Raw genomic sequence first — 21,452 nt, 5'->3', positions numbered from 1 at the left:
TTAACCATGGCCAAGACCTTATACGAAAAAGTATGGCAAGCACACATTATCGACCAATTGGGTGAAGACAGCTTAATCTACATCGATCGCCACCTGATTCATGAAGTCACCTCACCACAGGCGTTTGCCGGATTGAATGAAAAAGGCCGTCAGGTACGACGCCCTGATCGCACAATAGCAACCATGGATCACAGCATTTCTACCCGCTCACTGGCACTGGATGCCTGCGGTCCGCAAAATCAGTTACAACTGCAAACCCTGGCGCAAAATTGTGAAGAACACAACGTACAACTATTTCCTGTAGGCCACCACAAGCAAGGCATTGTGCATGTAATGGGGCCAGAACTAGGGCTAATACTTCCAGGTATGACAGTGGTTTGTGGCGATTCCCACACTGCCACTCATGGCGCTTTTGGGGCGCTGGCATTCGGCATTGGTACCTCTCAGGTTGAACATGTACTGGCAACACAAACGCTGAAGCAATCGCGCGGCAAAAGCATGTTAATTAAAGTTGAAGGTCAGGTAGCCGAGGGCATTACCGCCAAAGATATTATTTTGGCTATCATCGGAAAAATCGGCCATGCAGGGGCGACCGGTTACGTTATTGAATACGCCGGAGAAGCTATTCGTGCGTTATCAATGGAAGAGCGCATGACCATCTGCAACATGAGTATTGAAGCGGGTGCAAAGGCAGGCATGATAGCCCCTGATGACACCACTTTTGCCTATTTGAAAGGCCGGGAGTTTGCGCCAGCAGATGACCAATGGGATGCCGCCGTAGAATACTGGCAATCGTTGCACAGCGATGAAGGAGCACAATTTGACACCGTAGTAGAATTATACGCTCCTGATATTGCTCCACAGGTGACATGGGGAACTAACCCCGGCCAGGTAATCGGTGTTAATACACCTGTTCCGGCACCGTCAGATTTCAGCGATCCAGTCGAACTGGAAAGTGCTAAAAAGTCTCTTGCCTATATGGGATTGAAACCAGGCGATAAGCTTTCGGATGTGCCGGTAAGCCATGTTTTTATCGGTTCATGCACTAATGGCCGTATTGAAGATTTGCGCTCTGCGGCAAAAATTGCGGCTACCGGTAAAGTGGCTGACACTGTTACCGCCATTGTTGTGCCGGGTTCAGCGGCAGTAAAACGCCAGGCCGAAGCTGAAGGTTTAGATAAAGTGTTTACGTCTGCCGGTTTCGAGTGGCGTTTGCCTGGCTGCTCCATGTGTCTGGGCATGAACGACGATATTCTGAAAGCCGGTGACCGCTGCGCATCCACCAGCAACCGTAACTTCGAAGGCCGTCAGGGCCGCGGTGCTCGCACTCACTTAGTGAGTCCAGCCATGGCTGCAGCTGCAGCAATCCGCGGGCATTTTGCAGACGTCCGCGATTTTCAGGAGTAAATAATGAGCAATCAAGGTTTTACTGTACACAGCGGAAGAGCTTGCCCACTAGATCAGGCAAATGTCGACACCGATCAAATTATCCCTAAGCAGTTTCTCACCGGGGTAACCCGAATTGGTTACGGCAAGCACCTTTTTCACGACTGGCGTTATCTGGATCTGCACGAGCAAGAACCTAATCCTGAATTTGCTTTGAACCAGCCGCAGTACGAGGGCGCTTCCATTCTTCTTGCCAGAGAAAACTTTGGCTGTGGTTCCAGCCGCGAACATGCGCCTTGGGCGCTAGCAGATTTTGGCTTCGATGTTATCATTGCCACCAGTTTTGCCGACATCTTCTACGGCAACTGTATTAATAACCAATTGCTGCCTGTGGCGCTGTCTTCCGTGCAAATGGATGGTCTTTTTGCGGCAGTATACGATGATCCGCAGGCTGAAATTACGGTCGATCTTCCGTCGCAGATGGTCAGTGTTGGCAATCTGTCCTGGCACTTTGATATTGCCGAGCATCATAAGCAAAATCTGATAAAAGGATTGGATGCTATTGGTCAAACGCTTGAACTGGAATCGACGATTAAAGCATTTGAATCCCGTCAGCCTGCCTGGCTGTAAAAGCCGCCACTAAAGAAACAGCCCGCATTTACCCGCAGAATGCGGGCTGTTTCTTTTCACCAGTCTGTTAGCGCAGCCATGCTAAAAACCTCTCCCTCAAAAGAAAGTATCACGCGCTGAGCTTCAATATTGACAATTTGAATGTCCTCGCCAATCCAATCGCCCTCGCCCAACTGCTTCCCGTTCACCCTCACCCACCGATCCGATGGACGAGATGCGTACATGTGAGCACTAAAACTCATACTGGGTAAGCGGGTGAGAATTCTCACCGGCAACTGATCTACCCGCGGCATATCATCCCGAACTGTCAATTTAATCTCTGGCTGATTATCTTTGTCCACCACGTTGTCATCAAGCTCTTCTACAGCCTGATTAAACTTTGCAAGTAATTCAGGCGAAACCTTAACGTTCGACTCTTCTCTGTCATTAAGAATTTCACCGCCAAGATCCTGCTGAGCCGTTTGAGGACGATCGTTTTGGCGACCTACGTTATTTGCTGCATCGGCTTGCGTAGAAGCTTCCGATTTAGCGTCTTCGGCGGTCACTTTATCTGTCGGTGGCGCACTTTCTGCGTTAGCGTTTTTAGGTTCTTTGGCTGCGGATACGGCAGTCGGGTCACGTTCATCAGGTCGTGAATCTTGTACCACGCTTGTAGTTTGCCCTGCGCGTTCCGGGTTTTGTGTTACTGTTTGCACTACGGTTGTTGGTGGTATTGAAGGTATGGCTGATTGTTGCTGCTGCGTCAGCGCTGGCCACCAGCGCGATGGTGTAGCCGCCGTAAAACCAATGCTGAACCCTCCGACTATCAACAATGTAATTATCACCACCTGTCTAACATATACCTTCCAAATCGAAGGCAATCCTTGCACCGTGGGTAAAAACAAGCTTCGATTAAACTGATCAGATAGTGAATGCTCAAAACGACTGCTGGCGCCGGTATCATGTTGCCCCCGCAGCAGTGCCTGGGTTTGCGTGGCATAATGTACTGGAACATCGATTTCCACAGTCTGCTCAGGATCAATCTCCAACTCCAGCACACCCATTTCCGCCAGACCTTGCACCATGGCAGCGCTTGTCACCAGTCCGCTCTTACGAATTTTTACCGGTCCGTTTTGGCGAGTTATCTGCACTATAACCATACCCGGTTGAAGCGCATCAATTGATATTCGTTCAGACATACCATCTCCCCACGGCAAAGCCCACTCCAATAGCAACCACAAATACGGTACTCATCAGCGCTTTACGTTGATTTTGAATACGCTGACTCACCACATCGCCACCTAAAATCTGCTCTGCGGCTGCCAAAAAGATAGGCTTTTTCACTACCGCGTGTTGTTTTGTGAAAGACAGCGTAAGCGCTCGGTCACAAAGCAAATTAATAACCCGGGGAATGCCGCCGGTAATTTGATGAATGGCGCGTAAGGTGCTTTGACTAAAAATACTGATATCGCCATTGGCGACACTCAAGCGGTGAGCGACATAAGCGCGCACTTCAGGAGGCGTCAGTGGTAGCAGATGATATCGCGCGGTAATACGCTGCGCCAGTTGACGCAGTTCGTTGCGCTTTAACAGCTGCTGCAATTCAGGCTGTCCAATTAGCACCACTTTCAGCAGCTTTTCCCGGTTAGTCTCTAAATTTGTCAGCAGTCGTAACTGTTCCAGCACTTCGGGCATTAGATGTTGTGCTTCGTCAATCATTAACACGGTATTTGTCCCAGCCTGATGATTTTGCGCCAGCTTGGACAATATGCAGTCCGTAAAATATTTTAAGCTTGCCTTGCTGGCGTTATATTGAATTCCCAGTTCATCACAAACTGTGGCCAATAGTTCCAGGGCAGATAACGTCGGGTTCAGGATGATTGCCACCTGCGTGTTTTCCGGAAGCTGTTGTAACAGTTTACGCGAAACCGTGGTTTTCCCTGTGCCAACCTCTCCGGTCAGCATGACAAACCCGCCACTTTCGCGAAGGCCAAAGGTGAGATGAGCCAACGCTTCTTTGTGACGCGGACTCATATAAAGATAATCAGGGTTGGGAGCGATGGAAAACGGATTATCGTTGAGCCCAAAATAGTTTAAATACATGCAATACAAATGAGGTTTATGATCAGACGCGAATTAAACTAACCACCCGACCGCCAGATGTCAAAATGTTCCCGCGAAAGTGGCAACAAATGTTGTTCTTATCGATAAACACTGAAGCGCTTCTCTTCTCTCAACCGGACAAAAGTAGTGGTATAATCTCATTATCGTCGAGGGTTTCTGCACGCTTAAGGAATGTCATGAAAATCTATTTGGTGGGCGGTGCGGTTAGGGATGAGCTGCTTCATCGTAAAGTCACAGAAAGAGACTGGGTTGTTGTCGGTGCTACCGCAGAACAACTGCTTTCAAAAGGGTACACTCAGGTGGGCAAAGATTTTCCGGTATTTCTGCACCCCGAGACCAGAGAAGAGTACGCGCTGGCACGTACCGAAAGGAAAACGGGCTCCGGCTACACTGGCTTTGTCTGCGTTGCTAATTCTGACGTTACCCTTGAAGAAGATTTACTTCGACGTGATCTCACCATTAATGCGATGGCGAAGGACAGCAGAGGAAAAATCATTGACCCGTACCATGGTTTAGCCGACCTTGAGAAAAAGCGCCTTCGGCATGTGTCAGCCGCCTTTTCAGAAGATCCCTTACGGGTATTTCGCGTAGCGCGTTTTGCCGCCCGTTACGCCTATCTCGGTTTTAAAGTCGCCGATGACACTCTTGCGCTTATGAAGTCAATGGCAGCGAGTGGAGAATTACAAAGTTTGAGCGCCGAACGCGTCTGGCTGGAAACGCGCCGTAGCTTGATGGAAAAATCACCCGCCATTTATTTTCATGTATTACAACAATGCGGCGCGCTGTCACACTGGTTTCCAGAACTAGCGGAATTTGGTGATGATAAATATCAACCATTGATTCTGGCAGCAAACAGCAAAGCCAGCAATGAAGAACGTTTTGCCGCATTAGCTTTAGGGCTTAGCCAATCCGAAGCAACGGCTCTTTGTCAGCGGTTAAAGGCTCCAAATTCCTACAGGGAACTGGCATTATTGTCGGCCTCCTTTAGCAGTTTACTTACCCATACAAAATCACCGGATGCGTTGTTAGAAATTTTAGATAAAGCCGACGCCTGGCGTAAACCTGAACGATTCCAGGCACTGCTGAAAGTCGCCTCATTCCAGGCTATCACGGCCACAGCCGATGAAGAAAATATCACCAAAAAACGTAAAGCGTTTGAACGCGCTTTAAGCCGCGCTGCAAACATCGATGTTCAGGAAATCATTGCCAGCGGCAAACATGGAAAAGCCATACGGGACGCTTTGCGTTCCCAACGCCTTGAATTATTACGAAGTACGATGAAAAATTAACTTCCGAAAAATAATTCATTCGCTATGCCCGTCAATTGTCACAGGGTGGTACAATAGTGGTTTCGTGTTAGCTAAATAGCCAAAATATGACGTTCGAAGAATTAGAACTGGATGATTCCCTTTGCCAGGCAGTCGCCGAAATGGGTTACGCCACGCCAACTGCTATCCAGAGTCTGGTGATCCCCGTTGCCATGGAAGGCAAGGACATACTTGCCTCAGCACCAACGGGAACCGGCAAAACTGCCGCCTTCCTGCTGCCTGTCTGCCAGTTTTTATTGGATTACCCCAGACAACAACCTGGCGCTACCCGCATCCTTATTCTCACGCCTACCCGCGAACTGGCGTTGCAGGTTTACGAACAGGCGAAAGCCCTTACTGTCCACACCGATATAATTTGCGGCGTAATCACCGGCGGCATTAACTACGGCACTGACCGGGATACGCTTGAGCAGAATCTGGATATTCTTGTGGCAACACCGGGCCGTCTGTTTGAGCATATCAATACTGAAAGCGCCGATTGCCGTGACATTGAATGCCTTATTCTTGATGAAGCCGACCGTATGCTCGACATGGGCTTTGGCAGTATCGTTAACCAGATAGCAGCAGAAGCTCGCTGGCGTAAACAGAATATGCTGTTTTCTGCCACACTGGAAGGCGGCGGCGTTCAGCAGTTTGCCAGAGAATTGCTGGATACACCGGCCATTCTTGAAGCTCATCCTTCGCGCAAGGAAAAAGCAAAAATTCATCAGTGGTATCATTTGGCTGATGACATCAATCATAAACGCGCGCTGCTGGTGCACATTTTAAAAGAACACGTCACCACCGCCATCGTGTTTGTGAAAACCCGGGATCGGCTGCAGGAAGTCAAAGATTATTTAACCAGCCAGGGAATTTCTGTTTGCTGGCTGCAGGGAGAAATGCCGCAAGATAAGCGTAATGCTGCTCTGGCGCGCTTTAAGGCTGGTGAGGTACCGGTACTTGTTGCCACAGATGTCGCGGCCCGCGGAATCGATGTCCCCAATGTCACCCATGTTATTAATTTCGATATGCCGCGCAAGGCAGACATCTACGTGCACCGCATTGGCCGCACAGGACGCGCTGGCGCTAAAGGTACCGCGATATCCCTGGTAGAAGCCCACGATTTTGAAGTTATTGGTAAAATCAGCCGCTATACCGAAGAGCCTTTAAAAGCCCGCTACATTGAAGGCTTACGCCCCAAACATAAAGCGCCTAAAATTACCTCAAAAAAGAAAAAAGTAAAGAAGTCTGGCGCTACGGCAAAGAAAAAATCCGCGAAAAAGAAATAAGGTTACATACTATGGCATTTCCACAGAAGATTGTTCTTGCCACCGGCAACTCAGGTAAAGTCAAAGAGTTCACACAACTGTTCCAGGCAATGAATGTGACCATTGTTCCGCAAAAGGAATTAGGCGTAACTGACGTTCCTGAGACCGGCACTACTTTCATTGAAAATGCCATTATTAAAGCCCGTCATGCGGCGCGGCTAACAGGTCTTCCCGCCATCGCTGATGATTCTGGATTAGTGGTGAACGCCTTAGGTGGTGCGCCGGGTATTTATTCTGCACGCTTTGCCGGGGAACAAGCGACGGACAGTGACAATATTCAGCTATTGCTTTCACGACTACAGGATGAAGCAGATCGCAGAGCGCATTTTATTTGTACCTTAGCTTTTATGCGCCATGGTGATGACCCGGTTCCGCTCATTTCTGAAGGACACTGGCACGGTGTTATCACTCACGAACTTGATGGCGCTGGCGGGTTTGGTTACGATCCCGTGTTCTATATTCCCACCCAGGAACGTACGGCGGCACAACTGGACAGACAGGTAAAAAATCAGCTTAGCCACCGTGGTAAAGCAATGAGTTTTCTGCTTGAAAACATGAGACAAACGTTTGCGTAATCCGCCTTTGGGATTGTATATCCATATTCCCTGGTGTGTACAAAAATGTCCCTACTGTGATTTTAATTCCCACGGGGTAAAATCGGTAATTCCTGAAAAGGAATACGTTTCTCACCTGCTCGACGATCTGGCGCTGGATGCTCAGCGCGTTCCGCAGCGCGCAGTTAATACAATTTTTTTTGGCGGCGGCACGCCCAGCCTGTTTTCTGAGGATGCCATCGCCACGTTGCTGGCAGGGGTGCGAGAGCGTATTCCTTTGACAGAAGATGCAGAGATTACGTTGGAAGCTAACCCTGGCACGGTGGAAACGGGTCGCTTTAGCGGTTATGTGCAAGCAGGCGTCAATCGTATATCGATAGGTGTGCAAAGCTTTCAGCAAAAGCACTTGCAGGCTTTAGGCCGTATTCATGATGCCGCACAGGCACAGCACGCTGTTACACAGGCGCATCAGGCAGGTTTACAAAGTTTCAATATAGATTTAATGCACGGTCTGCCAGATCAACGCATTGACAATGCCATGGAAGATTTAGCCACGGCTATTGCATTGAAACCTCATCATCTTTCCTGGTACCAACTTACCATTGAGCCCAATACGCCATTTTATTCGCGCCCTCCTGAGTTACCCGATGATGATGTTTTGTGGGATATTCAGGCAAAAGGTCATGATGTTTTGATGCAGGCCGGATATCAGCAATACGAAATTTCCGGTTATAGTAAGCCTGGTTATCAGTGCCAGCACAACCTTAACTACTGGCGCTTTGGCGACTATATTGGTATAGGCTGCGGCGCTCACGGCAAAATTACCGATACCACTAACAACACTATTACCCGCACTGTGAAAACCAAACATCCACGCGGCTACATGGATATCACTCGTCCCTATCTGGATCAGGCCACAAACGTCGAGCAGGACGACCTCGCCTTTGAATTTTTTATGAACCGGTTCCGTCTGGTGGAGCCCTGTCCTATCGATGATTTTACTCTGCTCACCGGTACCCATCTTACTGCGGCTCAGCAAGCTGCTCTTGACGATGCTCAGCGACAAGGATTGCTGACTATTAGCCAAACAAACTGGCAGGTGACCGAGAAAGGCCGCCGATACTTAAACAGTCTGCTGTCATGTTTTGTCTGATATTTCACCCTTACCGGCTTTTAATGCTTTGTTTTACGGAATTAGTTGCTGTTTTTGTTCAAATTTTACTACGCTTGGCTCATGATGTAATTTCCTAACGTAACTCTCTGTTCGATCATTCGGAGTGAATAGCAGTTGTGGGTCGAGGAAACACGGCATCCACGGCTTGGAGATGGTATGTCGATACAACGAAAGTTTTTGTTTTCGGTAGCCGGTGTTATCGGATTTTTTACGCTGGTAGTTCTTGGGTATAGTATTTATACCAACTCCAGAACAGTAGAAGCGCAGATCGAAAAAGAACAAAAAGCCGCTACGTCGCAAATTATTGATATATTGCGCGTTACCGACACCATCATGCGTGATCGGGTGCAAAGCAGTATGAAGCTGCTGATGCAACGAGGAGCGGAACTTGGCTTGCCGGCTCAGGGCGATATGATCAGGGTAAAGGCAACATCTGCGTACCAACTGTTACTTGGCAATCAGCCACAAGCTAATAATTTTGCGTTAGTGGATGAACTTACTGATGTGATGGGTGGAACCGCTACCTTATTCAGTAAGACAGGTAGCGATTTTATCCGCATTTCCACCAATGTAAAAAATCAAGGCGAAAGAGCAATAGGCACACGCCTTGCTACTGACGGCCAGGCTATAAAGAAAATCCAGCAAAAGCAGCCGTTTTATGGCCAGGTGGATATACTGGGGAATCCCTATCTTACCGGTTACGAACCTATGCTGGATGGCAGCGGCAATGTAATAGGAATTTGGTATGTAGGCTATTCTGCCGATATGAAGTTTCTGAAAGAAGCAATTGCTGACAGCCGGATATTGCAAAGCGGCTTTGTGGCGCTAAGAGACAGTAACGGATCTGTTCGCATTCATTCAGATCATGTCACAACAGAACAAGCCGAATCCATCTTACGTTCATCCACAGACGAATGGACAATTACAGAAGTCCCCTTTGAATTCTGGAACTATGATATCGTGTTAGCGGTGTCTCACGACGAAACAGAAGGTTTGTTAGCTAAGGCTCTCGGGATACTTTTTATTAAAATTCTTATTGCTGGCGGCGCGATTTTAGTCACGATTTATTTTCTGGTAAAACGCATTGTCGGGAAGCCGCTTAATCACTTTACCGATGTGGTAGAAAATATCGCCAGCGGTGAAGGAGATCTTACCTTCCGTTTTGACAGCACCCGCAACGATGAGTTCGGCCGTATGGCCAACGGCTTCAATCTTTTACTGGCAAAGTTACAAACCACCATTCAAGTGGTAAGTTCTGCCACCGATTCACTGTTACAGCGAAGCAGCGAATTACAGGCCACTGCGGTGAAATCCAATAACTCCATTATGTCGTTAACGTCACAAACCGATCGTATCGCCAACGCTATTGATGAGTTACAGGAAAACGCCAGCCGTGTGGCGTCGAATACCTCGTTAGCTAATGAAGCTGCCCAAACCGCTGATAAAGATACTACCAACAGTGTCAGCGTGTTGAATATGTCTATCAGCGATATTGAACGACAAGCTGAAGATGTGGATGCGTCGGTGGCCGTAATTAACCCCAATCCTGTTTAAGAAATTGAACTAAAAGCCTGTTCCAAGATCGGATCTTTCGACAAAGAAATGACCAAATCAACAAGGAACAGGCATGAAGAATCTAGTTGAATTATTTTGCGATGTCGATGACTTTTGCAAAGTTTTTATTCCCCAATGGCAAAAGCAGCTACTTGAAGACGGCACCAGAAGACGACGACGTGAGTGCCGTATGTCAATGAGTGAAATGATGACAATCATCATCGGTTTTCACATGTCACATCATCGCGATTTTAAGAATTATTACTCGGGATATGTAAGAGTATTTTATCGCAACGCATTTCCGGATTTGCTTAGTTATACGCGCTTTTTAGAAGTAATGCCGCGAACAATTGTGCCCATGTGTGCCTACTTCAGTACTTTAAAGGGAAAGCCTACAGGCATTGAATTCATTGACTCTACCAGCCTAAAGGTTTGCCATAACATTCGCATACCTCGCCATAAAACCTTTGACGGGATAGCGCAAAGAGGAAAAGGAACAATGGGCTGGTTTTACGGCTTTAAACTACACTTGATAGTGAGCCATCTGGGTGAAATCGTGGCGACAAAAGTGACGACGGGGAATGTCCATGACACAAAACCTGTCGAAGAATTAGCTCGACATTTACCCGACAAATTGTATGGCGATAAAGGGTATTTGAGCAAAGCATTAGAAGCTAATTTATTTGAGAAAGGCGTCAAACTTATCACCACGGTTCGCAAAAATATGAAAGCAAAAGCGATGTCTTTATGGGACAGAGCGATGCTATCGAAGCGCTTCATTATTGAAACTATCAACGACCAATTAAAGAACATTTCATACATTGAGCACTCAAGGCATCGCAGTATAAATGGTTTTACACTCAATTTAATGGCTGGTCTGGTGGCTTATTGTCTTAAAGAAAACAAGCCATCCCTTAATATCAGTGACATTGAGCGCAATGCGATGGTTGTTGCTTAAGCCGATCTGGGGTTAATTAATCAACTGGCAAAGGCCAGCGAAGAAATCAGCGGTGTAATGGACGTTATTCGCAATATTGCCGAACAAACTAATTTGCTTGCACTCAATGCCGCTATTGAAGCCGCGCGGGCAGGAGAACAGGGGCGCGGCTTTGCTGTTGTCGCTGATGAAGTGCGCTCCCTGGCCAGCCGCACGCAGACATCCACAGAAGAAATACGGGGCATGATTGAGCGGTTACAGCTGGGCAGTCGTGATGCCTCCACGCGAATGCAGCTAAATAAAGAAACAGCATCTAAAACCGTTACCAGCACCCGCAATGCTGGTGAAAGCTTGCACCAGGCATTAGCCGCGGTGGCTACTATCAGCGACTTGAACAGCCAAAATGCCGCTATGGCTCTTGAACAAAAAAATGTTGCCGTGAAAGCCAGCGAGAGCATCGAACGTATTAAAGCCATGGGAGAAGAAAACCGCAGCTTTGCCAACTCTTTTGAGAAAAATTGTAAAACGCTGGCCGAGCAGGTGGATACTATGCAGCGTCAACTCCGCGCTTACCGCTATTAATGTCATTTGGATGTCGGGCGTATACCGTATACCCGGTTGTTGCTGGTTAATAATCACAAGATGCAAAAAAGGGCGTGAGAAAATTACTGGAAAATGCGTACTATTCTGACGTGATAATATCGTAGGGTGCAAAACCAGGTACAGATTTACGCAGCTTTTCTTCAGTCTCATCAAGACTTTTTAGCTTGTCACAAAACCATTGTGCCTTAGCCTTAAGCGTAGAGGCTTTAGGATCAACATCCTGCTCAAACTGTTCTCCCATCGAATCCAGCTGACGGGTAATTGCTGCCACTTTGTCACTGTTTACATCTGAGTTATTGGCGTCGATCCCGCTGATAGCCGAGAGAATGCCCCCGATGGAGGTAGAAATAGCCTCTTCCAGTTGCGCTTCGATTTCACTGTCGACAAATTCATCTACGCTTTCCAATGAACCGGGTCCGATGGAGTAATGGTTACTCACATGCCTGAACTTATCTTTTACGCGACCTTTCACCCGTTGCATAGCTGTACGTAGTTTCTCATAACTGTCATGATCACTACCCACTAACCCCTGATAAACCTGGTCTATCGTTTCAATAGCCAGGTCAACGCCTTCAGTAGCCAGTATTATCATTTTTGGCACGACGTAGTGTAAACCTGTAGCGTAGTCATGCAGCCAAACTTGCTGCTCAGGAGTAAGGGACTGCCAACGTCCTTCAATGAAAAGTTCTTCTTTTTCATTAACCTGTAAAACAGTGCGAGAATCGTCCATCACTCTCAGTTGGTGATCGTTGACAACCAACCCGTAGGCAAAATCGATTTCACAAGTCAATTCCGCTGAAGCACTTAATGGCCAGCTGAAAAGAGCAAAAGCGCCCCATTGGGCAACAGAGAGATATTTCCGCATTTTCATGCTGATATTGTGTCGACCTTTGCTGAAAATAGAAAGCCGGGATAAGCCCAACTCGCTAAAATTCAGGTTGAATACGTCGCGACATTCGAGGGATTGTTGACCATTCTGTACTCAGGGCAACCGCCTGAGTGAACAAAAAACATCAGCTGTGAAAATATGTAAAAGTTTCTTATCCGAAATGCCGCAAAATCATTCCTGATGGCTCTGCCGGAGCACCCATGCTCCAGAAGTTCGGTTAAGATATTTTCACTTATTGTTTAATAAATGTTCAGAGTCTCGCCCTGATTCTGTACTCAGAGTTGTGCCTGAAAACTAAATTGCTGCGCGCAAGCTATAATACTAATACCCATTGATGTGTGCTCAGCTCAGAGGAAGAAAGCTCTGAGCTGAGCACCTTCCATTCGCACCTGAATTATTCTTCTGCAATATACGTACGCACTAGCCGAACATACACAAACCGGTCTTTTTGTTTTATGGAATGGCTGGAGTTAAAAAAGGCTACAACCCAAGCCCTTTCTGGATCGCGGGTAGAAGGTGTTGATGTCCAAAAATCGTCTGGGGGTGTCTGCGGAAAAACGGAATCATTGATTGCTGGTCGAACGCATAAACGCTCTGTAACCGACGCCAGCTCTTTAACGTTTGGTAACCGCCATCCAAGCAAATCTTCTTTGCTGGCAGTGTGCGCTAACGTCAGTGCCTGTTGCCAGGTATACTTTATTGCCTCACCAGCACAAGTCGTGCCGTTCCACGTTTGTCCTTCAGCACACCGTTTCCACACCAAATCCGTGGTTTGATGCCATACTTCATCATTTTGAAGTTCCACAAAATCCTGTGTAGGCGTGGTTGCAATTGCGTCAGTTAAACAGGTTTGTGCCAGTGCTGAAAAAGATACCGCAAAGGCAATAAAACAAAATAGGCCTTTCATATTATCTCCCTGCCCTTACCAGGCGCACGTGAGCAACCTCAGCTTTGTTTAAGAAATTATCTACCCCGGAGGCAAAATCTAATGCCCAGGCATTGTTCGCCACATCGCCCTGAACACCATCGGCACCGGGCTGCCTTGTCCAGTACCATAGCGGCGCATCGCTCAAATCTCCTGTAAAAGGAAAATAGCTTTCATCTATCATGGCGCCGTTCTTTATTCCAAAATGAACCAGCGACATAAGTTCAAAGTGCGTTGGTAAGCGCCAGTCATAGAAGCCGCAAAGTCCTTCTGCGTTTACCGCCTGGGCATAAGCTTGTGCATTGCATTGCGATAAAGTGCATACCGCGTCTGCACTGGCGAGCGCCCCTGAGTAGCCGCCATTATCGTCCGATTGATACCAGCTATAGGAATTTCCGGCATCATGAATGCCGCCGTCACTGGTTTTATTTTCCCATACCAATCCCGTCACATTATCCCGAACGCAAGACCAGTTTGAAGCGTCGCCATCTTCCTCATCACCATTTGAATTAAGCTTAGTAAAATCAAAGCTGGCTTCGCCCCGACCCGCTTTTTCAATAAAACCGCTTTTTGCTACAACGTCAGCGCCACGTTGTCCATCTTGTCCGGGCCAGGCATTTTGATGTGTGTCTGTTATGTCTTTATTTGTCCCTTGGGTAATCATTCCCGTGTCATTAATAAGAGGAACAGGAAAAGGCCGCACCACGACCTCAATTTCCTTCTCTACATGATTACCGTTGGCATCTGTTACACCAAGTGTAAAAGTTAGATTGGTTTTGCTCGATACGACCGGGGCAACGGCAAACGTTAATACGTTCTCAGGCTGCTGGATTTGCACACTTTGCGCTCCGCTTGCTTCCCATTGGCTTTGCAAAGGAAATGCTGAAGGGACGGAAGAATCGGCAGTGCCGTTTAATATGATCGATTCACCACTGAACACTGCGTGATTTTCACCTGCAGTCACCGTGGGCTTGGTATCAGAACCGGACTGAATAGAAAGGGCAACGCCAGCGGTATTAGTCGCGCCCTCGGCATCGGTAACTACCAATTCAAACTTAAGAGTTTGTGCAGTATTGGCAATGGGTGTGGTAAAAGTCAGCCGCGGTTTATTTTTCTCTACATCAGCAACAACATCCGTACCTTCAGTTTGTTGCCAGGCCCATTTCGCGATTGGATCTGTTGTGTCTGGCGCATCGGCGTCGCTACTACCGGTGCCACTTAAGGTAATTTTTGCCCCTGCTGGGAAGGTATTGACGGGTAAATCTTCATAAGTGGGCACAACTATTTGTGCCACCGGAGCAATGTTATCCGGCACCACCATGATCACTACAGTGTCGGTGGCCGTACGCCCATTGGTGTCAGTTACCGTTGCCGTTAACGTATATTCTGTATGCTGAGCCGCCGCTGGTGCGGTAAAGGTGGCAGTAGGAGCTGCGTTATCTGCTTGCGTAATCGATAAAGCAGGTGAAGCAGACCAGCGATAGGTCAGGCTTTCGGAACCGCCGCTGACTTCAGCTGTTAAGGTAACAGTTGCGCCTTCGGTAACGTTGCGATCGGCGCCAGCATTGATGAAGATATTATCTGATGAAGAAGCTGAATCAGAACCACCGCCCCCGCAGCCGCTAACGGACAGCAATACTACTAACCCAACCAGCCCTTGACTGATATTACGGTTTGCAGATCGCCCACAAGTAAAAAAGAAAGATATTATTGAAGCGCTACGGTACCGCATGCCTACATCCATAGTTAATGCAAAAGATAAACTGCACACATTAGTGTGTGCTGAGATTAAGCAGCATGCCGAACAAAGCTCAGCGTTGTCTATTCGTTTGTTCTTCTTCCTCGCTACGCAACACCTGTAAGGCTTCAAGTTGCTTTTTACCTGCGGCAATGTCAGTAACATCGTAAATCATCATACTGAGATATTCGACTTTACCGTTTGCAGAAGTTAGCGGAGACAGCGTGATATTCTGGTACATGAACTGCTCATTGCCTGTAATCGGCCGGTAATTAGGAAACTTGAGCAAATAAGGCCGTTGTTCCCATGTCATAAATGCGCGGGTTTTTAGCTCAAAAACAGGGCGGGATTTTTTTGCAAACCACTGCGGGTCTATGTGAGGGAACAAGGACAAAAAAGATTTATCGCGCACTTCACTGGGTAGCATACCGCTATGGCTTTCCATAAAGCCATTCCATACCTTTACTTTAAACTCACGGTCCAGTACCACAATTCCAACATCTACCGTCTGCAACATATCCATCATCCAGTGGAATGACTGCAGTTCTTCCAAATCTGAATCGGCCACTAGAAATCCTCCAGTAGATGAGACAGCTTCTTGTTCATCGTGATCATCGAATCCTCGGTGAAAAGCAAAATAAGGTCACACTGCACATTGTAGCCTTCAAGGCCATAGCTTAATTCGATGGCGAGTGTACGCCGCCATTTCAGGCGGTTCATGCCGATAATGTCAGTAATTGCTCGATGCTGCCCCAGGACTACCGGATGCCCTTGGCTGAAATTAACGTCCATCTGACCTGCCAAGCCGGTTAAACAGGTGCCGATAAGAATACTGGCGGCGTCCATTAGCAACTCTAACTGCACCTGATCGTCAACGTCTTCCTGAATATCCAAAATTTTAGCGACATCTTCAAAACTTGAATCGCTTAAAATACAAATGGCTTCACCTCGAATTCCCGGCCCCAGAAATCCCTGGCAGACAGCGGTAACCTGCTCATGGCTTTCAATATCAGACAACATCATGTGCAGTTCTGACACTTCAATTAAATTCACATTAGGGATAGGTAGCCGCACAAATACGTTCATAATACGAGCAAGATGATCACCGGCCTGCCCCATCGCTATGTTGGTGATTTCCTGATAGCAATCGCGAATGTCAGGATCCAATTCATACGTATCTGTATTGCCAGATTCGTCGCCCGCCAAAATTTGATGGCTAACCAGCACTTGCTTAAGCGTCTCTGGATTCACCGGTTTACGAATAAAATCTATGGCCCCGAGTTGGGTCACCCGCTCAAAGGCTTCCGGTTGAATATCACCAGAAATAACAATGGTTTTGGTATCTAACCTTTGCTCCTTAATAGCTTTAAGGGTTTCGTAACCGTCCATTACCGGCATATTAAGATCTAACAACAACAGTTGCCCTTTGCCTTGTTGCAAACTATTGAGCGCTTCGCTACCGTTTTTGGCAAAATGCACCGCAACCTGCCAGTCTTGCGGCAGGCATTTGGCAACTTGTTTCCGCGCAACCAGAGAATCATCACAAACCAGCACTGAATACATTAAGCGAGACTACCATTTATGTAATGCTTACGCAGATAAGCATGGAAAACCGGCGCTTATGCGCCAGCATATTGAATAAAGTAACGTGACACGGAAAAACCGAATCGTACAGTTAACAAATAGCATTTATCTGCCAAATGTCCATAAACCGAGTTAAGGAATTCTTTTCTAGCTTATCAATACGGGCAACACCAAGGCTGTCATAATACCGTTTAAACACAGGCCAAGAGTGGCCAGCGCACCGGCCTCTTCACTTATTTGCAAAGCCTTTGCGGTGCCGATTGCATGACATACCGCCCCTAACGCTATCCCCTGCGCTTGTGGACAATTAACGGCTAATATTCGATACGCCCAGGGCGCCGTAATGGCACCAACAATCCCAGAGGTTATAACGAATACGGCTGCCATTGCGGGCACGCCACCGATGATTTCACTGGTTTCCATAGCCAGGGGAGTGGTAATAGATTTAGTCAGCATTGACATCTGAATAGCAAGCGGGGCATCAAAACTGTACAACAGGCTCCAAGCGATTACAGGAGAAACCACGCCCCCGATCATAACCGCAACTGTAAGCCGCCAGCCATTCTGCCGAATTCGCTGCCACTGAGCGTACATCGGCAGCGCCAATGCAACGGTGGCCGGCCCAAGCAACCAATGAATACTGCGGGTAGAAAGTAAATACTCAGCAAGAGGAGTGCTAGTCAGCGCCAGCACTATGGCCACCAGTCCAGCAGTTATAACCAGCGGATGGAGTATCGGATTGTCTCTGCTCATGCGCGCCACAATCACAGCAAAGACATAGGCTGCCAGCGTTACCGATATCCACAACAGGCCAGCGAGCGAAAACGCTGCACCCAGCGCTTCATAGACAGGGGTGAAAATGCTTTCAAACGCGTTTGCCATCTACTCTTCCTGCCTCCCATGCCTTAATACACGCTGAGCTACCCACGCCGTCAATCCTAATGAAACTGTAGTAGTGATAACAATGGCACCGACAACAGCGAAAAGGTTTTGCGCTATTTCATCCCGGTACAGCCCCACCCCGAGCACTGCCGGCACAAACAACAAAACCATATGCTTCAGCAACGGCCGTGATGCCGTTGTTAACGGCAGAGGCGTACGTTTTCGAAGGGTTAAAAATAGTAGTAGTAGCAATAGCCCCATAAGCGCGCCCGGAATGGCGATACCAAACCATGCCACCAGAAACTCGCCGAGAAAGAAACTAAAAAGGAGCCAAAACCAGCCCACCAGATGATGCTTTAGCATTTATTTTACGCAGTTATTGGCGACTTAGAATTTCATAGTAACTAAGGAGCTTTCAAAGAACCAGTAGCCTTGAACTTATAGAGGCGATCTTTTCTTTACGCTGCGCCAGCAAGCGCGCAAACCCGCTTCTTTCCCGTCTATTTGCGTCAAGTAACCCTAATTCGAGATAAGCCGCGCCACTCAATAACGACCTTTTTGCGCCTGGCACCGTTGTGCTTTCCGGTCATAGTCTGCTATGACGCATGAACCCCAGCCTTGCTATGTACAAAAATCTCATCATTGAGCCAGAACTATCTAATTAATAAATCTATTACGATATCTGGCAATTATTTGGCACTGCGGTAGATTGACTCGAGCATCACCCATTTTGGCACAAACTTACGCTTAATAAGAATCAAAAACGCTGGTTTTGCTCAAAGCGGGTAGCAGAAGTATAAAATACATCAGGCGTAGCAAAAGACACAAATGCAGCAAAAACAACACGGATCGACATCTGCAGCTTTAATATTTTCGGCGAGTAATAGAAACAAATCAAAGGAAACAGCAGCGTAATCGAAACCTTCAATTCGCTGCTACCAGATGGTTGGGGTATATCATCGAAAAAGCCGAAGCGCTACTTAACGACGACAGCACCGCCTAACTAAGCGGGTTAAAAGAAGCTATCCTGATGTATTTTTATAAACATATCGGTGCCCGCCTTACTGTAATCTATTTTATATTCTTTCCCATTCAGGGTTTGAATAAACAGCAGCGTTTTCTCATCACCAAATACTTCACCGGTAGTGATATCTACCAGTTCCATATCCATCATTTTTGCATCGCGTTTGTTTTCGGGAATTTTCCCTTCGTAGGGCTTGATGCTTCGAAACGTAACCAAAATAGGCGGGTTCTCATCACCATTGAGAATTAACAGGTCGAACTTCCGAATTTTGTGGATGATTGTATTTCTACCACTTACCAGAAAGGGCTTTTCAGTCATTTTTATCTCCGCGCTGGCTTGGTGCTGAATAAATAGTTGCCAAAGATAGCAAAGAAAGGGAAATGATGCACTAACCTCACGTTCTCTTCTAAGCCTGATTATTTACTTATTTTCGACCGACTCCGCATCTAACGCAAGTAAACTTTATCCGGTGCATCCCAGCGCAGCCATTCTCTAGAAGTTAAGTTACGCATCACTTTTTCACAACTTGCACTTCCTGGGTTGGCCATATTGCATTCTGCCTGCGCGCGTAAATCGGCCCGAAACAATAGCTGCGTCAAGCGCGCGTTTAATCGTAAGTTCGACACATTTTGCGCCATTGGCAGCTCCACGGTCACCCGATTTGGATATTGGCAGACAGTGGGCGGCGTTTTTGAATCTTCAGACTGACAGTTTCCACTGGCCAACATAAACGACCATATGGAAGTAGAGTTCTTGGCATCTTGCAATTCCAGGCGCATAAAAGAATGCCCTACGCGAGGCGACTGAAACATAGCAGCATTATTTAATGGCGCCACCTGCTCGGCCACAGGCGCATGGTTTTCTTTAAAAGGCAGGCCCATTGAAAAACGTAAAGAGGTAGCACGCGCCAATAGCTTAACGTTGGTGTTTAATTTAATGTGGGTATTGTTCGCGCTCGCATCACATGCATTGTGAAACTGCAGCAGTGACGCCTTCTTCGACTGCCATTCGTTTTCATCAAAATTAAGTGGCACCCATCTGCCTTCTACTTTCAGTTCAGGCTCGGTCAGATAAAAAGACAGATAGTTAACTTTCCATAACTCATGATTGATATCCACTAAATAGCTGCAATCTTCACCTTTTTGTAAATCCACAAACCTGATGGGAATATCGCCAGGACCGGAAGACTTCGATGACATAGTATCGCAAGCACAACATAGGCAAATTAACAGGAATAAACCGAAATTCTTAGCAGGTAACATATTTTAGTCTTATTAAATTAAAGGCAAGGCTTACGCATAAAAACACTGGGTGTAACCACACTTAACCATAGTAACAGTGTTAGCGCAACATCATTAAGAACGACGGTTTTGTTCTCGCCAGTCAATCATTCATTGCATCCTATTTGACAGTGTAGCCAAAAGCAAAAATTAAGACGTCTAAAAGCCACAAAGCAATGAGACTGTATAAGAAACCATCAAGCGTTAAAAAACCGTATTAAGATGGGGTGACAAGGCCGAAAAAACTGCTTATACTTCGCCCCGCTTGTAAAAACCGTCCGGCTTTACATCGACATCTCCAATGGCCCCATAGCTCAGTTGGTTAGAGCATCCGACTCATAATCGGCAGGTCGCAAGTTCGAGTCTTGCTGGGGCCACCAAGTTCTTCAGTGCTTTCATAGTATGTAGGCACTAACATATTTTATCCACACCTTCCATGAAGAGTCCCTGGAAGAGTCCTAACGGTTTTATTCACTCTGGCTCTACCCCATAATCGGGAGATTCCCACATCGCTGACGATTGATCAGGTCAACCATTCTCATTGGCACATGCAGCTCTAATTCTACTGCTTACAATGCTGCCTCAAACTAGATGCACTTTGATGCACAGCTAGTCACTAACACTCGTAAGGCCATCTGTTAAATATCTCTACCCTTTCGGTACAGTAAAGTCAGAGTACCAGGTGGCATGGGAAGTAAGGGGGACAGTAAAAACTGTTGAAGGTAAGGTAAGCTAGTCCACTACTCCATTTACATAAGCCGATAGAATTGCTTTTCAACGATCAAAAGCCGAAGCTCCACTCAGCCAGCAAAGGCTTGCATCCATAACGATGGGATCAGTTCAGAAATGAAATTTTCATTGTTGGTTGTGTTCATTTCTCGTCTACTTCAATCAAAGCATGACTCGCTTGAGTTTGACTGTGCGTACCTCCTGCATTAATCACGATGCAGTTACCTTTTCTCACTGCTGATTTGCTGGGTCTATGGACATGCCCGCACAAAACATATTTGGCTAAAAGTGTTTTATGCGTAAGCGCGTAGCTAAGGGAAGTGCAACCGTAATCAATACCGTCCTGAACTGCCGTTTTTGATCGCGCGGGTGGCTCATGATGAAGCAATACGTCGCACTCCCTGTACACGTCCAGATTACCGACATAGGGCACACATCCAAACGTGATGCCATTGAGCCTTACTTTCGCTCCATCACCGTAAACGTCCTTCACTCCTTCATTGTTTAACCAGCTTCCTTCTCTATAACTTACATCATGATTTCCCGAGCAAACCAGCAGAGGACGCGAGAATGATTGAAACCATTTTAAAAAGAATAATACCTGTAATTCGGGCGGTTCAGCCGCATCAATTCTTGTGTCGAGGAAGTCGCCGGTTAAACATACTACGTCGGCACACGCCTGGTTAACGGTAAGCCACTCACACGCGTTTTTGTTAAAGTGTAAGTCGGTTGCATGCAATACTTTCAATCTTTGTTCTACCCCAGTCCAACATAAAGAAAATTCAGTGAATTTTATATCACGCGACCGCTAACAGGACATCTGCA

Annotated in this window: 21 protein-coding genes and 1 tRNA gene; 10 read left to right on the top strand and 12 right to left on the bottom strand. The window is 47.0% G+C overall.

Annotated elements, in window-relative coordinates:
* The first annotated feature begins 6 nt into the window (after positions 1-6).
* Both leuC and leuD read left to right on the top strand, forming a co-directional pair.
* Positions 7-1,407, top strand: a complete 1,401-nt coding sequence (gene leuC, locus CA267_RS13600; protein WP_075610710.1) for a 3-isopropylmalate dehydratase large subunit — start codon at positions 7-9, stop codon at positions 1,405-1,407.
* Positions 1,408-1,410: 3 nt separating this feature from the next.
* Positions 1,411-2,016 carry a 3-isopropylmalate dehydratase small subunit gene (gene leuD / locus CA267_RS13595; RefSeq protein WP_075610711.1) on the top strand — a complete coding sequence of 202 codons (606 nt, stop codon included), beginning with the start codon at positions 1,411-1,413 and terminating at the stop codon, positions 2,014-2,016.
* Between the two features lie 56 nt (positions 2,017-2,072).
* On the opposite strand, the gene CA267_RS13590 is transcribed toward leuD, so the two are convergent.
* Together CA267_RS13590 and CA267_RS13585 are read right to left on the bottom strand one after the other, a co-directional pair.
* A complete protein-coding gene (locus CA267_RS13590; protein WP_075610712.1) occupies positions 2,073-3,194 on the bottom strand; it encodes a general secretion pathway protein GspB in 1,122 nt (373 codons plus the stop codon).
* Positions 3,187-4,098 (bottom strand): ExeA family protein, encoded by a 912-nt coding sequence (locus CA267_RS13585; RefSeq protein WP_075610713.1) that lies wholly within the window; start codon positions 4,096-4,098, stop codon positions 3,187-3,189. Before CA267_RS13585 ends, CA267_RS13590 begins: the two co-directional genes overlap by 8 nt.
* Positions 4,099-4,295: 197 nt before the next feature.
* Between CA267_RS13585 and CA267_RS13580 the strand changes: the two genes are divergently transcribed.
* The 7 genes from CA267_RS13580 to CA267_RS13550 all read left to right on the top strand — a co-directional run bounded on the left by CA267_RS13580 (position 4,296) and on the right by CA267_RS13550 (position 11,555).
* Positions 4,296-5,408 (top strand): CCA tRNA nucleotidyltransferase, encoded by a 1,113-nt coding sequence (locus CA267_RS13580; RefSeq protein ID WP_075610714.1) that lies wholly within the window; start codon positions 4,296-4,298, stop codon positions 5,406-5,408.
* Between the two features lie 86 nt (positions 5,409-5,494).
* Positions 5,495-6,715 (top strand): ATP-dependent RNA helicase SrmB, encoded by a 1,221-nt coding sequence (gene srmB / locus CA267_RS13575; RefSeq protein WP_075610715.1) that lies wholly within the window; start codon positions 5,495-5,497, stop codon positions 6,713-6,715.
* Between the two features lie 11 nt (positions 6,716-6,726).
* Positions 6,727-7,329, top strand: a complete 603-nt coding sequence (gene rdgB, locus CA267_RS13570; protein WP_075610716.1) for an RdgB/HAM1 family non-canonical purine NTP pyrophosphatase — start codon at positions 6,727-6,729, stop codon at positions 7,327-7,329.
* Complete coding sequence (hemW, locus tag CA267_RS13565; RefSeq protein WP_075610717.1) at positions 7,322-8,461, top strand: radical SAM family heme chaperone HemW; 1,140 nt, start codon at positions 7,322-7,324, stop codon at positions 8,459-8,461. Before rdgB ends, hemW begins: the two co-directional genes overlap by 8 nt.
* A 177-nt stretch (positions 8,462-8,638) precedes the next feature.
* Entirely contained in the window at positions 8,639-10,036 is a 1,398-nt protein-coding gene (locus CA267_RS13560; protein ID WP_075610718.1) for a methyl-accepting chemotaxis protein, read from the top strand.
* A gap of 73 nt (positions 10,037-10,109) precedes the next feature.
* On the top strand, positions 10,110-10,994 hold the full coding sequence (locus CA267_RS13555) for an IS982 family transposase (protein ID WP_170668995.1): 885 nt from the start codon (positions 10,110-10,112) through the stop codon (positions 10,992-10,994).
* 57 nt (positions 10,995-11,051) lie between these two features.
* Positions 11,052-11,555, top strand: coding sequence for a methyl-accepting chemotaxis protein (locus CA267_RS13550; protein ID WP_075610719.1), 504 nt, complete (start codon positions 11,052-11,054; stop codon positions 11,553-11,555).
* Between the two features lie 100 nt (positions 11,556-11,655).
* On the opposite strand, the gene CA267_RS13545 is transcribed toward CA267_RS13550, so the two are convergent.
* The 9 genes from CA267_RS13545 to CA267_RS13505 form a co-directional block, all read right to left on the bottom strand.
* Positions 11,656-12,441 (bottom strand): DUF2884 family protein, encoded by a 786-nt coding sequence (locus tag CA267_RS13545; RefSeq protein ID WP_097349177.1) that lies wholly within the window; start codon positions 12,439-12,441, stop codon positions 11,656-11,658.
* 418 nt (positions 12,442-12,859) lie between these two features.
* A complete protein-coding gene (locus CA267_RS13540; RefSeq protein ID WP_075610720.1) occupies positions 12,860-13,372 on the bottom strand; it encodes an Lcl C-terminal domain-containing protein in 513 nt (170 codons plus the stop codon).
* Position 13,373: 1 nt separating this feature from the next.
* Positions 13,374-15,122 (bottom strand): Lcl C-terminal domain-containing protein, encoded by a 1,749-nt coding sequence (locus CA267_RS13535; RefSeq protein WP_075610721.1) that lies wholly within the window; start codon positions 15,120-15,122, stop codon positions 13,374-13,376.
* Positions 15,123-15,201: 79 nt separating this feature from the next.
* Complete coding sequence (locus CA267_RS13530) at positions 15,202-15,654, bottom strand: PAS domain-containing protein (RefSeq protein ID WP_075610828.1); 453 nt, start codon at positions 15,652-15,654, stop codon at positions 15,202-15,204.
* A gap of 41 nt (positions 15,655-15,695) precedes the next feature.
* Positions 15,696-16,691: a response regulator gene (locus CA267_RS13525; protein WP_075610722.1), complete on the bottom strand. Its 996-nt coding sequence runs from the start codon at positions 16,689-16,691 to the stop codon at positions 15,696-15,698.
* Positions 16,692-16,859: 168 nt separating this feature from the next.
* Positions 16,860-17,594, bottom strand: coding sequence for an LrgB family protein (locus tag CA267_RS13520; protein WP_083638603.1), 735 nt, complete (start codon positions 17,592-17,594; stop codon positions 16,860-16,862).
* Entirely contained in the window at positions 17,595-17,957 is a 363-nt protein-coding gene (locus CA267_RS13515; protein WP_075610723.1) for a CidA/LrgA family protein, read from the bottom strand.
* A 649-nt stretch (positions 17,958-18,606) separates the two neighbouring features.
* Positions 18,607-18,936 (bottom strand): hypothetical protein, encoded by a 330-nt coding sequence (locus CA267_RS13510; protein ID WP_075610724.1) that lies wholly within the window; start codon positions 18,934-18,936, stop codon positions 18,607-18,609.
* 128 nt (positions 18,937-19,064) lie between these two features.
* On the bottom strand, positions 19,065-19,817 hold the full coding sequence (locus tag CA267_RS13505; protein ID WP_075610725.1) for an MbnP family protein: 753 nt from the start codon (positions 19,815-19,817) through the stop codon (positions 19,065-19,067).
* Positions 19,818-20,201: 384 nt separating this feature from the next.
* Here CA267_RS13505 and CA267_RS13500 point away from each other — a divergent pair.
* Positions 20,202-20,278: transfer RNA gene (locus tag CA267_RS13500), tRNA-Ile, on the top strand.
* A gap of 491 nt (positions 20,279-20,769) precedes the next feature.
* Here CA267_RS13500 and CA267_RS13495 read toward each other — a convergent pair.
* Complete coding sequence (locus tag CA267_RS13495; protein ID WP_075610726.1) at positions 20,770-21,375, bottom strand: metallophosphoesterase family protein; 606 nt, start codon at positions 21,373-21,375, stop codon at positions 20,770-20,772.
* Positions 21,376-21,452 lie beyond the last annotated feature (77 nt).

It is taken from the genome of Alteromonas pelagimontana (genome assembly GCF_002499975.2).
Classification (GTDB): domain Bacteria; phylum Pseudomonadota; class Gammaproteobacteria; order Enterobacterales; family Alteromonadaceae; genus Alteromonas; species Alteromonas pelagimontana.
Note: the sequence above shows the minus strand (reverse complement) of the source record. Positions and strands in the feature narration are given on the sequence as shown.